15 protein-coding genes and 1 tRNA gene are annotated in these 12,824 nt (G+C 67.9%); 9 read left to right on the top strand and 7 right to left on the bottom strand.

The genetic code is table 11. The features are described from left to right. Positions 1–64: 64 nt before the first annotated feature. Positions 65–622 carry a molybdenum cofactor biosynthesis protein B gene (gene moaB, locus MHA02_RS02740; RefSeq protein WP_147076430.1) on the bottom strand — a complete coding sequence of 186 codons (558 nt, stop codon included), beginning with the start codon at positions 620–622 and terminating at the stop codon, positions 65–67. A 146-nt stretch (positions 623–768) separates the two neighbouring features. Next, entirely contained in the window at positions 769–1,266 is a 498-nt protein-coding gene (locus tag MHA02_RS02735) for a YciE/YciF ferroxidase family protein (RefSeq protein ID WP_147076429.1), read from the bottom strand. A 266-nt stretch (positions 1,267–1,532) separates the two neighbouring features. Between MHA02_RS02735 and purB the strand changes: the two genes are divergently transcribed. Continuing rightward, positions 1,533–2,840: an adenylosuccinate lyase gene (gene purB, locus MHA02_RS02730; RefSeq protein ID WP_147076428.1), complete on the top strand. Its 1,308-nt coding sequence runs from the start codon at positions 1,533–1,535 to the stop codon at positions 2,838–2,840. 168 nt (positions 2,841–3,008) lie between these two features. Beyond that, a complete protein-coding gene (locus MHA02_RS02725; protein WP_147076427.1) occupies positions 3,009–3,863 on the top strand; it encodes a D-amino-acid transaminase in 855 nt (284 codons plus the stop codon). Here MHA02_RS02725 and MHA02_RS02720 read toward each other — a convergent pair. Continuing rightward, positions 3,833–4,048, bottom strand: a complete 216-nt coding sequence (locus MHA02_RS02720) for a hypothetical protein (RefSeq protein ID WP_147076426.1) — start codon at positions 4,046–4,048, stop codon at positions 3,833–3,835. The two genes, MHA02_RS02725 and MHA02_RS02720, sit on opposite strands and share 31 nt — an antisense overlap. Before the next feature lie 116 nt (positions 4,049–4,164). Here MHA02_RS02720 and MHA02_RS02715 point away from each other — a divergent pair, with 116 nt between their 5' ends. From MHA02_RS02715 to MHA02_RS02700, 4 genes are all read left to right on the top strand, one after another. Beyond that, a complete protein-coding gene (locus tag MHA02_RS02715; protein ID WP_373318351.1) occupies positions 4,165–4,452 on the top strand; it encodes a hypothetical protein in 288 nt (95 codons plus the stop codon). Positions 4,453–4,619: 167 nt separating this feature from the next. Continuing rightward, the gene (locus MHA02_RS02710) at positions 4,620–5,912 is read left to right on the top strand and encodes an adenylosuccinate synthase (RefSeq protein ID WP_147076424.1); all 1,293 of its coding nucleotides are present in this window, start codon (positions 4,620–4,622) and stop codon (positions 5,910–5,912) included. 132 nt (positions 5,913–6,044) lie between these two features. Next, a complete protein-coding gene (locus MHA02_RS02705) occupies positions 6,045–7,466 on the top strand; it encodes a histidine kinase (protein WP_147076423.1) in 1,422 nt (473 codons plus the stop codon). Between the two features lie 80 nt (positions 7,467–7,546). Continuing rightward, positions 7,547–8,608, top strand: a complete 1,062-nt coding sequence (locus MHA02_RS02700; RefSeq protein WP_147076422.1) for a hypothetical protein — start codon at positions 7,547–7,549, stop codon at positions 8,606–8,608. Positions 8,609–8,652: 44 nt separating this feature from the next. Here MHA02_RS02700 and rpoH read toward each other — a convergent pair whose 3' ends face one another. Beyond that, positions 8,653–9,543: an RNA polymerase sigma factor RpoH gene (gene rpoH, locus MHA02_RS02695; protein ID WP_147076421.1), complete on the bottom strand. Its 891-nt coding sequence runs from the start codon at positions 9,541–9,543 to the stop codon at positions 8,653–8,655. 255 nt (positions 9,544–9,798) lie between these two features. Then, a complete protein-coding gene (locus tag MHA02_RS02690) occupies positions 9,799–10,749 on the bottom strand; it encodes an RluA family pseudouridine synthase (protein ID WP_147076587.1) in 951 nt (316 codons plus the stop codon). Between the two features lie 146 nt (positions 10,750–10,895). Here MHA02_RS02690 and MHA02_RS02685 point away from each other — a divergent pair. The 3 genes from MHA02_RS02685 to MHA02_RS02675 all read left to right on the top strand — a co-directional run bounded on the left by MHA02_RS02685 (position 10,896) and on the right by MHA02_RS02675 (position 12,043). Then, positions 10,896–10,971: transfer RNA gene (locus MHA02_RS02685), tRNA-Glu, on the top strand. A 163-nt stretch (positions 10,972–11,134) separates the two neighbouring features. Continuing rightward, the gene (locus tag MHA02_RS02680) at positions 11,135–11,608 is read left to right on the top strand and encodes a CAP domain-containing protein (protein ID WP_147076420.1); all 474 of its coding nucleotides are present in this window, start codon (positions 11,135–11,137) and stop codon (positions 11,606–11,608) included. 60 nt (positions 11,609–11,668) lie between these two features. After that, entirely contained in the window at positions 11,669–12,043 is a 375-nt protein-coding gene (locus MHA02_RS02675) for a VOC family protein (protein WP_147076586.1), read from the top strand. Positions 12,044–12,180: 137 nt separating this feature from the next. Here the strand turns inward: MHA02_RS02675 and MHA02_RS21960 are convergent, their stop codons facing one another. Both MHA02_RS21960 and MHA02_RS02665 read right to left on the bottom strand, forming a co-directional pair. Further along, positions 12,181–12,489, bottom strand: a complete 309-nt coding sequence (locus MHA02_RS21960; RefSeq protein WP_170248984.1) for a hypothetical protein — start codon at positions 12,487–12,489, stop codon at positions 12,181–12,183. A 57-nt stretch (positions 12,490–12,546) separates the two neighbouring features. Then, a complete protein-coding gene (locus MHA02_RS02665) occupies positions 12,547–12,726 on the bottom strand; it encodes a hypothetical protein (RefSeq protein WP_147076585.1) in 180 nt (59 codons plus the stop codon). Positions 12,727–12,824 lie beyond the last annotated feature (98 nt).

Below are 12,824 nucleotides of genomic sequence, written 5' to 3'. Positions count from 1 at the left end.
CCTGGAACAACAGGGTGGTGCGGTTCAGGTTCCTCGGGGCGGCTGCCGAGGCCGGATTCGGTGTTCAGACACTGATGGTGGCGCCGCGCCTGAGATGTTCGTCCAACCGCGGCAGGATCTCGACGAAGTTGCAGGGCCGGTGGCGGTAATCGAGCTGCGCATCGAGAATGCCGTCCCAGGCGTCCTTGCAGGCGCCGGGCGAGCCCGGCAGCACGAACACGTAAGTCGCCCGGATCACCCCCGCCGTCGCCCGCGACTGCAGCGTCGAGGTGCCGATCTTTTCGTATGAGATCTTGTGAAAGACCACCGAAAAGCCGTCCATCCGTTTTTCGAAGAGCGGCTCGATCGCCTCCGGGGTGACGTCGCGGCCCGTGAATCCGGTGCCTCCGGTGGTGAGGATCACGTCGATGTCGGGATCCCGTGTCCAGGCCTCGACCCGAAGACGGATCGCCGGCACCTCGTCCGGCACGATCGCCCGCGCCGCGAGCCGGTGCCCGGCCGTTTCGAGCCGTCCGACCAAGGTGTCGCCGGAGCGGTCGTCCTCGACCGTCCGGGTGTCGGAGACGGTCAGCACGGCAATGGCGAGGGGGATGAAGGGGCGTTCGAGGGCGGTGTCGTTCATGGGAGTCTCGTGCGCAGATGCTGGTCCGTTTGCTTATACGACACGCGACGGCTCGGTCCCGAGGGCGGCGTTCGCCGGTCCATTCAAACAAAAGGGTGCCCAACTGGAGCACCCTTCGGTTTTCGACATGAGCTTCTGAAGCCGGCTCAGGCCGCCTTCGCTGCCGCGTTCAACTTCTGCGCAATCTTCGACAGCAGCGCATCGGCCTTCTTCTCTTCCTGCAGGGTCTCGTCCAAGAGCTTGGCGGCGTCGGCGTGGCCGAGCTGCGTCGCCCAGGTCTTCAGCGTGCCGTAGCGAGCGATTTCGTAGTGCTCGACGGCCTGGGCGCAGGCAGCCAGCACGGCGTCGCCGGCGGGCGTGCCGCCGAAATCTTCCAGATCCTCCTCCATCTCGGAGGTGATGCCCTGCATCGCTTCGCAGGTCTTGGCGCGCGCCGGCTTGCCGATCAGCTCGAACACCTGCTGCAGGCGCTCGACCTGTACGGCGCTCTCCTCGCCATGGGCGATGAAGGCCTGCTTCAGGTCGTCGTGCTCGGCCGATTTCGCCGACTTCTTGAGCGCCTTCACCGACTGCTTCTCGGCATAGTAGACGTCCTTCAGGGTCTCGTAGAACGCGTCGTCGAGGGTCTTTTCCTTGGTGGCCATGGGGGCGTGCCTTCCAATTGGTGACGGGGATGCGCGGGCGCCGATCGGCCCGCATCTCGCCACCGGGAACGTGCCCTCGCCCGGATAGGTCCCGATTCGATGTGGACCCGCGGGCTCCGTACGGTTTGCGACGGTTACGGCCGGGAAAGCCTGACCGCGAACCCCCGCGGCGATCTTGGCGCAGGGGCGCCCGCCGTCGCCGGGCGTAGCGCGCCGCCGGCTGCGCCCTTATACCGCCGCCCAAACTCCTTCGCGCGAGACCGCCCATGATCCCCCGTTATTCCCGCCCCGAGATGGCCGCGATCTGGTCGCCGGAGAGCCGGTTCCGGATCTGGTTCGAGATCGAGGCGCACGCGACCTCGGCGCTGGCCGAGATCGGCGTCGTACCGAAGGAGGCCGCCGACAAGGTCTGGGAGAAGGGCCGCGACGCGGTGTTCGACGTGGCGCGGATCGACGCCATCGAGGCCGTGACCAAGCACGACGTCATCGCCTTCCTCACGCATCTCGCCGAGATCGTCGGGCCGGAGGCGCGCTTCGTCCACCAGGGCATGACCTCGTCGGACGTGCTGGACACCTGCCTCAACGTGCAGTTGACCCAGGCCGCCGACATCCTCATCGCCGACCTCGACAGGTTGCTCGCCGCTCTCAAGCGCCGCGCCTTCGAGCACAAGCTGACCCCGACCATCGGACGCTCGCACGGCATCCACGCCGAGCCGGTGACCTTCGGGCTGAAGCTCGCCCAGGCCTATGCGGAATTCTCGCGCAACCGCGAGCGGCTCGTCGCCGCGCGAAAGGAGATCGCCACCTGCGCGATCTCGGGTGCGGTCGGCACCTTCGCCAACATCGACCCGCGGGTGGAGGAATACGTCGCCGAAAAGATGGGCCTCGCGGCTGAGCCGGTCTCGACCCAGGTGATTCCGCGCGACCGCCACGCCATGTTCTTCGCCGTGCTCGGCGTGATCGCGAGCTCCATGGAGCGCCTCGCCATCGAGGTGCGCCACCTGCAGCGCACCGAGGTCCTCGAGGCGGAAGAGTTCTTCTCCGAGGGCCAGAAGGGCTCGTCGGCCATGCCGCACAAGCGCAACCCGGTGCTCACCGAGAACATCACCGGCCTCGCCCGCATGGTGCGCGGCTACGTGGTGCCGGCGCTGGAGAACGTGGCGCTCTGGCACGAGCGCGACATCTCGCACTCCTCCGTCGAGCGCATGATCGGCCCCGACGCGACGGTGACGCTCGACTTCGCCCTCGCCCGCATGACCGGGGTCATCGACAAGCTGCTGATCTACCCCGAGCAGATGCAGAAGAACCTCGACAGGCTCGGCGGCCTCGTCCACTCGCAGCGCGTGCTGCTGGCGCTCACTCAGGGCGGCACGTCGCGCGAGGACGCCTACCGGCTGGTCCAGCGCAACGCGATGCCGGTCTGGCGCGGCGAGGGCGATTTTCTGACGCTGCTCAAGGCGGATGCCGAGGTGACGGCGGTGTTGAAGCCGGAGCAGATCGAGGATTGCTTCGATCTGGGGTATCACCTGAAGCACGTCGATACGATTTTTCGTAGGGTGTTCGGGGAGGCGTAGAGCCCGCAACCCGTCATCGCGAGTGTCGGCGAAGCGATGCAAGGCAACACCCGCGACGTCGGCCTGTCGGCCCTGGATTGCTTCGGCTTCGCCTCGCAATGACGGCGAGTCCGCACGGAACGTGCATCAGGCGTGTCGCGCAAGGAACGAGAGCGAGTCCGAAAAGTCATGTCCCGCACCGCATACGTGAACGGCGAATACCTGCCCTTGGATCAGGCCCGCGTGCCGGTGATGGACCGCGGTTTTCTCTTCGCGGACGGGATCTACGAGGTCGCCGCGGTGCTGGGCGGGCGGCTTGTCGACAATGCCGGGCATCTGGCGCGGCTGGCGCGCTCGCTGTCGGAGATCGGCATCGACAACCCGCATACGGTCGAGGAGTGGGTCCGGATCGAGACCGACCTCGTCGCCCGCAACGAACTCGCGGAAGGCCTCGTCTACCTCCAGGTTACCCGCGGCGTGGCCGAGCGTGACTTCTCGTTTCCGGCTGCCGGTACGCCTGCGACCGTGGTCGCATTCACCCAGGCGAAAACCATCACGAACAACCCGCTGGCCGAGACCGGCGCCAAGGTCGTCACCGTGCCGGACCTCCGCTGGAAGCGGCGGGACATCAAGTCGGTGGCGCTGCTGGCGCAAGTGCTGGCCAAGCAGGCCGCGAGCGAGGCCGGGGCGGCCGAGGCCTTCATGGTCGAGGACGGGGCGATCACCGAGGGCTCGTCCTCGACCGCCTTCATCGTCACGCGCGACGGCACCATCGTCACCCGCCCGCTCTCGAACGCGCTGCTGCCCGGCATCACCCGCCGCGCCGTGATCGCGCTCGCGACCGAATTCGGTCTGCGTCTGCAAGAGCGGCTGTTTTCCGTGGAAGAGCTGCACGGAGCCGCTGAGGCTTTCTACACCAGCGCATCGGCCTTCGTGATGCCGGTGGTCTCGGTGGATGGCAGGACGCTCGGCGACGGACGGCCCGGGGCGGTCGCGCGCCGCCTGCGCGAGCTCTACTTCACCTTCGCGGAATCACGCGACTGAGCGTCGGCCCTCGGCCGCAACGCCAGCACGATCGCTATCCCGACGAACAGCGCGAGCCCGGTCCAGAGACCACCATCCGTCACCTTCGCGAAGGCCACGGAAGGCCAGTCGTCCACGGTGGACGCCGCCACGATGAGCAGCAGGGCCAGGGGAACGGCGGCGAGGATGGCGAGCCAGCGGGGCATGCGCTCTGCGTAGCACCTGACGCGTTCGGACCGAAGCACCAAGTCGCGGTGGCCGGAACGCACGGCGCGCACCGTCCGTTCTCCTCGCAACGATCGCCTTGTGGGGAAGAGCCTTGTTGAAATCATTGCCCGCGGCACTTGCCGCGACGATCCTCTCGACCGCCGCCTTCGCGCAGACCCAGGACAGCGACCCGAAGCTGCCGCCGCCGACCCAGCAGGTGCCCGAGAAAATCCGTCCGCAATCCGATGGTGGTTCGGGGGGCGCCACGCTCAGCGAAAAGCTCGAGAAGTCCGACGGGGTCATCAAGCCGCCGGGCGGCGTGGATCCGGAGATCAAGACGATTCCGCCGGACACGTCCGGCAGCTCTATGCCGATCATCAAGCCGCAGGGTGACGCGAAATAGGGTCGATGGATTAGGCGGGATGCCCTGCCGGCACCGCGAGGTCTGCTTGACCTGCCTCGTCTGATCGCCGAAGACGCGCCCTATCCTCGCCCCGGCTTCGACGCCGGGGTTTTTGCGCGTGGCGAGACGATCCGGCCACGCGGTCACGGGAAGCGATCGAGACCGGAATGGCGAACGTCGTCGTCGTAGGCGCCCAGTGGGGTGACGAGGGCAAAGGTAAGATCGTCGACTGGCTCTCCGAGCAGGCCGATATCGTGGTCCGCTTCCAGGGCGGACATAATGCCGGACATACGCTCGTCGTCGGCAGCAACGTCTACAAGCTCTCGCTGTTGCCCTCGGGCGTGGTCCGCCCGAACACGCTCGGCGTGATCGGCAACGGCGTCGTGCTCGACCCCTATGCGCTGGTCTCGGAGATCGAGCGCATCACGGGCCAGGGCGTCGAAGTGAGCCGCAAGAACCTGCGCATCGCCGACAACGCCACGCTGATTCTGTCGCTGCACCGCGAACTCGACGCGCTGCGCGAGGACGGTGCGCCCGGCACGAAGATCGGCACGACCAAGCGCGGCATCGGCCCGGCCTACGAGGACAAGGTCGGCCGCCGCGCCATCCGCCTGATGGACCTGTCCGAGCCGGATAACCTCGGCCCCAAGATCGAGCGGCTGCTCGCCCACCACAACGCCCTGCGCCGCGGCTTCGGCCTGCCGGAGATCGCCGAGCAGACGATCCACGACGAGCTGATCGGCATCGCCGACAAGGTCTTGCCATACCAGGACACGGTCTGGCGCCTGCTCGACGAGGCCCGCCGCGCCGGCAAGCGCATCCTGTTCGAAGGTGCCCAGGGCGCACTCCTCGACGTCGATCACGGCACCTATCCTTTCGTGACTTCCTCCAACACGGTGGCGGGACAGGCAGCGACGGGCTCCGGCCTCGGCCCGGGTGCCGTCGGCTACGTGCTCGGCATCGCCAAGGCCTACACCACCCGCGTCGGCGAAGGCCCCTTCCCCACCGAGCTGTTCGACGAGGACGGCCGCCGCATCGGCGAGCGCGGACACGAGTTCGGCACGGTCACCGGCCGCCAGCGCCGCTGCGGCTGGTTCGATGCCTGCCTCGTGCGTCAGACCGTGCGTACGTCGGGTATCGACGGCATCGCCCTGACCAAGCTCGACGTGCTCGACGGGTTTGCCGAGATCCGCATCTGCACGGCCTATGATCTCGACGGGACGCGCCTCGATCATCTCCCGGCGAGCCAGGGGGCGCAGCAGCGCGTGGTGCCCGTCTACGAGACTTTCCAGGGCTGGGAAGGCACCACGGCCGGCGCCAGATCCTGGTCCGAGCTGCCGGCGCAGGCGATCAAATACGTCCGGCGGATCGAGGAGCTGATCGGCGCACCCGTCGCCCTGCTCTCGACATCGCCGGAACGCGACGACACCATCCTGATGCACAACCCCTTCGAGGATTGAAGCATTCTCCGATGACGTGGATGCCGGTTCGTCGTCAAAAGGCGCAGCTAAACGAAAGCTTAGCGCCGAAATCCGATACTCTCGGATCGCGGCTTTAGGCGCGGGCAGCGGGAACGGGCGGATCAGGGCACGATGGCCGACTACTATCCGTTGCTGGCACGGGCGCTGGACGCCCTGCCGGATCGCACCCCGGCCCTGCGCAAGGCCGTGTACGACCGCGCCCGTTCCGCGCTGATCGGGCAGCTGCGCACCCTCGAACCGCCGCTGCCCGACGAGGCGATCGAGACCGAGCGCAAGGCTCTGGATTCCGCGATCGAGCGCCTGGAGGCCGCCTACGGCACGCCGGTCGCGCCGCCACCGCCACCGCCGCCGCAAGCCGTGGCGCCCTTCCCAGTCGCGCCCGCTCCGCAGCCCGAGGTACCGGCACCGCCCGCTGCACCACCCTCTCCTCCTGAGCCGGCGCCGGAACCCGCGCCGCCGCCTGCATCACTGCCCGAGACGGCAGCGCCGTTCATGCCGGAGCTCTCCACTCCGGTGGAACGCGAAGCGCCGGCCGAGGAGCCGCTGCCCGAGCCCGGACCGCCGCCGGCCTTCACGCCCTTCGTGCCGCCGCCGCGGCGCCAGAGGATCGACGAGACGCCCGCCGCCGTGGCGGATCCGGTGCAGGACATCGATCCGGCCGCCGGTCCGGCCGCGGACGTCGTGCCGCCCGAGGGTGGCAACGGCCGCCGCCGGCCCAAGCTCGACGTCAAGGCGCCCCGGACCGGGCGCTCGCGCCAGCTGCGCAACCTGTTCGTCGGCGCCGTGCTGGCCGTGGTGATCGGCCTCATCGCCGTGGCCGCGATCATGCTCGCCGACAAGCGATCCGACCTGCCGCAAAGTGCCGGTGGCACGGAGGGCGGCCCGGCCGCGGCGCCGGACGCGAAGCTGTCCGACCGGGTCGGCAGCGACCGGCTCGACGCCGAGCCGCAATCGGCTCCCGCGGAATCCGGATCGCGGTCCGAGCTCGCCGTTGCCCAGCGCGCCGTGCTCTACGAAGAGAATGCCAACGATCCCAAGGCCCAGCCCGCCGCCACCCAGGGCCGCGTGGTCTGGCGCCTGGAGGCGGTCAACGGCGAGCAGGGACAGCCGCTGCAGAGTGCCATCCGCGCCAATGTCGAGTATCCGGATGCGGGCCTGACGCTGTCGATGACGATCCGCCGCAATCTCGACGCGACGCTTCCGGCCTCCCACACCATCGAACTCGCCTTCACGAATTACGGTCCCGGCGAGAAGCGCGCCGTGCAGGAGATCGGGCTGCTGCAGCTCAAGGACGAGGAATCGGGCCGCGGCTCGTCGGTCTCCGGCCTGCCGGTGCGTGTGCGGGACAACCTCTTCCTGATCGGTCTCTCGAACCTGCCGGCCGATATCGAGCGCAACACCGAGATGCTGACCCGCCGCAATTGGATGGACCTTGCGGTGAAGTACAAGGCAGGCCCTCGGGCGATCCTCAACTTCGAGAAGGGAACGGCCGGAAGCCGCGTCGTGCAGGACGCCTTCAACCAGTGGCGCTGAGTGTTCGTCCGGCTCGGTAGCCGGACTGTTCAAGTCTTCGCAATCATGAGATCTTGGATCGCCTTCGAGGAGGTGATCCCATGGGCGCGCTCGAAACCCTCGGACACATCCAGGTCGCACGCGCCGGCGTCTTTGCGGAGAAACTCGCGGCCAATCCAATCCGCGCCGTCGCCCTCGGCAGTTTCCGCCAGCGCAACACCCTTCTCGACGCGGTATTCTACGACGTCGATGCGGTGACCCCCGCGGAGACGGACGCTCTCGCCGCCGACCTCGCTCATGAAGGCGCCGTCGTCCTGGTGCCTTCGACCGGCCAGGGGGTGCTGACGGTCTACGAGGACGCCTCGGCATATCTCGCCGGCAGGGCCGAGGTCGACGCTCTCACGGTGGCCGGCGTCGGCAGTTCGGCCCTCGGCGCGGCGGCCTTCGCCCGCAACGTCGCCGACGCGCTCGGCGGGCCGGTGGCCGCGGTGGTGTCCGGTTACGGGCTCGCCGACGTACTCACCGAGGCGCTCGGCGGCTTCTTCCTGTTCGGCGGCCTCAACAGCATCCGGCACGTCTTCGAGCCGCTCGACGGCGTCTCGCGGCTGTTCTCGGCGGACAGGGCATCCCTCGAACTCGCCGACGGCGTCGCCTGGGCTCGCACCAGTCAGGATACGCTGACGGTCCGCGCATTGCTCTCAGACAAGCGCTTCCGGCCGCGCCACCTGATCGGCCATTCCAAGGGCAACCTCGTGATCTCGGAGGCGCTCTACACGATCGCATCCGAAAACAACGTGCTGGCCAAGAGGCTGGCCGAGCGCACGCGGATCGTTACCTTCAGCGCCAAGATCGGCATGCCGGCGCCGTTTCGCGACGTGATCGACGTCATGGGCGGCATGGACTGGTTCGGCGCATTGAACTCGCGGCCGGACATCCCGGCGGACCACGTCGTGCCGCAGGCCGGCCACAGCACCAACCCGGACATTCCCGTCTGGATGGGCCTCGGCGCTGGGATCCGGGTCACGCCGACCTTGCGCGACGTGCTGTCGCCGGCCGCAGAACGCATCGCAGCGCCCGCTCCGCTGGCGGCATCCGCGATCTTCGATCTGCCGCAGCGCATGACCGTCGCACTTCATGACGGAGCGGCGCTCCGATTGGCGTGACGAAAAACGCCGCAGGACAGGTCCTCCGGCGTCGACGTTAAAGCTCAGGCGCGGGCTTCGGCGCGGGGCATCTCGCGGGTCGCCAGGTTGCGCTTGACCGCCTCCTGGATCTTCTCGAAGGCGCGCACCTCGATCTGGCGAACGCGCTCGCGCGAGACGCCGAACTCGCCGGACAGGTCCTCGAGCGTGATCGGATCGTCCGCGAGGCGACGGGCCTCGAAGATGCGCCGCTCGCGCTGGTTGAGGACGGAGAGGGCGTCGCGCAGGGCCGAGAGCCGGTTCTGGCCTTCCTGCTCGCCCGCGAGCACCGTCTCCTGGCTGGGACTGTTGTCAACGAGCCAGTCCTGCCATTCGCCCTCGCCTTCTTCGCGCAGGGGCGCGTTGAGCGAGGTGTCGCCGGACAGGCGCCGGTTCATGTCGATCACGTCCTGCTCGGGCACGCCGAGGTTTTTCGCGATGGTCGCGACGTGCTCGGGGCGCAGATCGCCCTCGTCGAGGGCCGAGATCTTGCCCTTCGCCTTGCGCAGATTGAAGAAAAGCTTCTTCTGGTTCGCCGTGGTGCCCATTTTCACGAGGGACCACGAGCGCAGGATGTATTCCTGGATCGCCGCCTTGATCCACCACATCGCGTAGGTGGCGAGGCGGAAGCCCTTGTCCGGCTCGAAGCGCTTGACGGCCTGCATCAGGCCGACATTGCCCTCGGACACGACTTCGCTGATCGGCAGGCCGTAGCCGCGATAACCCATGGCGATCTTGGCCACCAGACGCAGGTGGGACGTGACCAGCCGATGCGCAGCATCGCGGTCGCCCGCATCGCGCCAACTCTTGGCCAGGGTAAATTCTTCCGTCGGTTCCAGCATCGGGAACTTGCGGATCTCGTCGAGGTAGCGCGAAAGGCCACCTTCGTTGGCGAGCATGGGTAATGCTCCGGCCATGGACACCTCCTTCGTCGGCCCCCCATGCGGGCAGGCCCTGTGCGATCGACCGCTCCTCTTGAGCCGGCCGTTGCGCCTCCCATCTCTACAGGGAAGCCACGACGTTCGGTAGCGGCGGTCACCACGCGAATGGCTTCAACGCACGAAACGAACTTCGGGCTGGAGTCTGCACGGCGAGTCACCGCGTCGCGGTGCCGAAACGCACCGGGTCATGGAGCGTCTGCTTGACCGGTGCGCCCGCGCAACGCCGCACGGTTATCCGGACTTTCGCGAGAGCGCGCTCAGCAGCGCCGCCAGGTCCGGCGGCAGCGGGCTTTCGAAGCGCAGCTTCTCGCCCGTCCGCGGATGGTTGAACCCGAGCAGCGTTGCATGCAGCGCCTGCCGCCCCAGCGCCAGGAGCGCGGCGCGCGCCGCCTCCTCGAGCTTCACCGCCTTGGTCTTCAGCGCGCCGCCATAGGTGTCGTCCCCGAGCAGCGGGTGGCCGCGATGGCTGAGATGCACGCGGATCTGGTGCGTTCGCCCCGTCTCCAGCACGCAGCGCAGCAGCGTGACGATGCCGTCGGCATCGGGTTGCGCCTCGACCCGGTAATGCGTCACTGCGTGGCGCCCCTCCCCCTCCCGCACCACCGCGATCTTTTCGCGATTCTTATGGCTTCGGGCCAAATTGGCGGTGATCGTGCCGGTGCGCGGCTCCGGCATCCCCCAGACGAAGGCGAGGTAGGCCCGCTCCAGATCGCCGCTGCGGCCGTGATCGGCGAACTGCGCCGAGAGTCGCTGATGCGCCCGGTCGTTCTTGGCAACGACGAGCAGTCCGCTGGTGTCCTTGTCGAGCCGGTGCACGATGCCCGGCCGGCGCACCCCGCCGATGCCGGACAGACTTTCCCCGCAATGCGCTACGAGCGCATTCACGAGCGTGCCGGTCTCGTGCCCGGCGCCCGGATGCACCACGAGCCCGGCCGGCTTGTCGATCACGATCAGATCCTCGTCCTCGTAAGGAATGACCAGCGCCATCGCCTCGCCCTGCGGCTCGGCCGGCGCAGCCTCCGGCACCGCGACCTCGAGCAGCGCGCCCGGCCCGACCTTGCGCGAGGGATCGAGCACCACGGCCCCGTCGCAGAGCACCTGGCCTTCGCGCACCAGCGCCTGCAGCCGCGAGCGCGACAACTCGCCGAACGCTGCCGCCAGCACCCGGTCTAGCCGTTCCATGGTCGCCTCCGGCGCTAGGGTCACGCTCAGGCGCTCCGGCCCGTCTTCGTCCTGCGCACCTGTGATGACCGTGGCTCCACTTAAGCTGACTCGAGGCCTTGCCGGCCCCTGATCGCGTCGGTATAGGAACCGTCGCCGGCCCGGAAGCTCCCATCGTCTAGCGGTCTAGGACGTCGCCCTCTCACGGCGAAAACAGGGGTTCGATTCCCCTTGGGAGCACCAGCGGCATCAAGCACTTAGCCGATCCGGCGGCCTCATCTCACATAGCTGTCCAGCGCTCGCCGCCGATAGACGAGGCAGGTCACGCGGCGACCGCAACCGTTCCTAAACCGATCTGGACGAGCCTGCGTGTCTCGCTGGCGCGCTTCAGGGATTATCCCGGCTCATGCTCCGTCGTTTCACACACCCGATCGCTTCTCTCGTTGTGGTGCTGGCCGGCTGTAGCGGAGCCTACGCCGCCAAGGCGGCCCGCAGGGCTGTCTCGGACGACCGTGCCGCCGCGGTCGCGATCAGCCGGTACCGGGCGCAATATGGCCTCGGGCCCGTTCAGGTCGACGCGGGCCTGACCCGAGCCGCAGCCTATGCCGCGAGGGCGAACGCCGCGGCCGGCTCGCTCAGCCACGATGCCGGCGGCTCGTTCCAGGCCCGCATGGCGATGACCGGGCTCGCGAGGGGCCTGAAGGCCGAGAACCTCGGAGCCGGTACGGCTACGTTCGATCAGACGCTGGCCATGTGGCAGGCCTCATCGGGCCACAACGCGAATCTGCTCCTGCCCCAGGCTCGTCGCATCGGCATCGCGCATGCCGATGCACCGGGCTCGTCCTACGGCCGGTTCTGGGCTCTGGTCGTCGCGCAGTAGGCCGTGCTGGATGCGACTCGATCACACTGGTGATCGATCTGTCCCTTCGTGGAGGAGAGCATGTTCACTCACGTCATGATCGGGAGCAATGATCTCGAGCAGGCCAAGGGCTTCTACGACGCCACTTTCGCTGCGTTGGGCGGCGCCCCCGGCGAGACGGACGCCCGAGGGAGGCTGATCTACGCCCACGGGGGTAGTCGCCTGATGATCACGAAACCCATCGATGGCAATCCGGCGACCGCAGCGAACGGTGGAACGATCGGTATCGCCGCCGCAAGCCGCGATCATGTTCTTGCGTGGCACGAGGCCGGCACCGCGCATGGTGGTGCCGCGATCGAGAGTCCGCCCGCCGAGCGCCCGAACGGGTCGTTCGTCGCTTACCTTCGCGATCCGGACGGAAACAAGCTCACCGCACGGAGTCAGCCGACCAGGTGATCCGAGCCACAATCGCCTCCGCACGGCCGCTCGTGATTTGGCCGGCCCGCAGCGAGTACGGTCAGGTAACGAAGCATCGCGCCGCCGCGCAGTACGACTCAATGGTGTCGGCGACGGTCTGCATTGTCAGGCGCGGCTCAGCGCAGACGCGAAAACACGTGTGCGATCGCGCTCCCGATTGTCGCCGCGGCCGTGCCGACGAGGGCAAGGACTGCCACGACCACAGCTACGACGGCGGCGACGAACACAGCTACGACTGCGGCGCCGAGTAGGATCAACCCGACGACGTTGCCGATGGCCCCTGGGGCGAACCACTCCGTCGCGTACCCCACGAGAGCGAGAAGAGGCGACAGCAGCACGAACGCAGCGGGCGGCCCCGCGACGAAGCCGAGCAGGAGCAGCCCGGTTCGTTTCCAATTTCGCGACCGATCTGGCTCACTGCTCATGCGAGTCTCGACACTGCTTGCACATCGAGCTTGGCAAATTCTCGGACGCACATAACTTCATGCGCCGATCGAGTTCGCGAAAAAACCCGTCCCGGCCGCCAGCAGCGCACCGGAAAGCCACGCGAAGCCCGTTGCGCCTACGCCATCGTCGAGCGTCCGAAGGTGCGCGACTTGGGCAAACATCGCGGCCCAATAGGCGGCCCACAGGCTCAGGATGGTGGTGCTCCAAGTCGACATGGATGCGAGTGCCAATCTGCCGCTGGCCTTGCCGGCCCACCAAACGAACCATCGTCGGCGGCCTCGGTTGCTTCAGCTCCGGATCGAACCGCTTCGGC

The organism is Methylobacterium haplocladii (assembly GCF_007992175.1).
Classification (GTDB): Bacteria; Pseudomonadota; Alphaproteobacteria; order Rhizobiales; family Beijerinckiaceae; genus Methylobacterium; species Methylobacterium haplocladii.
The sequence above is the reverse complement of the archived record's forward strand: the minus strand, read 5'-3'. Positions and strand labels throughout refer to the sequence as shown.

Excerpts from the sequence above, each read along its gene's own strand:
- MHA02_RS02680 (WP_147076420.1), top strand. The coding sequence starts at position 11,135 with ATGCTCCGTCGTTTCACACACCCGATCGCTTCTCTCGTTGTGGTGCTG.
- MHA02_RS02710 (WP_147076424.1), top strand. The coding sequence starts at position 4,620 with ATGGCGAACGTCGTCGTCGTAGGCGCCCAGTGGGGTGACGAGGGCAAA.
- rpoH (WP_147076421.1), bottom strand. The coding sequence starts at position 9,543 with ATGGCCGGAGCATTACCCATGCTCGCCAACGAAGGTGGCCTTTCGCGC.
- moaB (WP_147076430.1), bottom strand. The coding sequence starts at position 622 with ATGAACGACACCGCCCTCGAACGCCCCTTCATCCCCCTCGCCATTGCC.
- MHA02_RS02675 (WP_147076586.1), top strand. The coding sequence starts at position 11,669 with ATGTTCACTCACGTCATGATCGGGAGCAATGATCTCGAGCAGGCCAAG.
- MHA02_RS02705 (WP_147076423.1), top strand. The coding sequence starts at position 6,045 with ATGGCCGACTACTATCCGTTGCTGGCACGGGCGCTGGACGCCCTGCCG.
- MHA02_RS02725 (WP_147076427.1), top strand. The coding sequence starts at position 3,009 with ATGTCCCGCACCGCATACGTGAACGGCGAATACCTGCCCTTGGATCAG.
- MHA02_RS02665 (WP_147076585.1), bottom strand. The coding sequence starts at position 12,726 with ATGTCGACTTGGAGCACCACCATCCTGAGCCTGTGGGCCGCCTATTGG.
- MHA02_RS02720 (WP_147076426.1), bottom strand. The coding sequence starts at position 4,048 with ATGCCCCGCTGGCTCGCCATCCTCGCCGCCGTTCCCCTGGCCCTGCTG.
- MHA02_RS02690 (WP_147076587.1), bottom strand. The coding sequence starts at position 10,749 with ATGGAACGGCTAGACCGGGTGCTGGCGGCAGCGTTCGGCGAGTTGTCG.
- MHA02_RS02735 (WP_147076429.1), bottom strand. The coding sequence starts at position 1,266 with ATGGCCACCAAGGAAAAGACCCTCGACGACGCGTTCTACGAGACCCTG.
- MHA02_RS02700 (WP_147076422.1), top strand. The coding sequence starts at position 7,547 with ATGGGCGCGCTCGAAACCCTCGGACACATCCAGGTCGCACGCGCCGGC.
- MHA02_RS21960 (WP_170248984.1), bottom strand. The coding sequence starts at position 12,489 with ATGAGCAGTGAGCCAGATCGGTCGCGAAATTGGAAACGAACCGGGCTG.
- purB (WP_147076428.1), top strand. The coding sequence starts at position 1,533 with ATGATCCCCCGTTATTCCCGCCCCGAGATGGCCGCGATCTGGTCGCCG.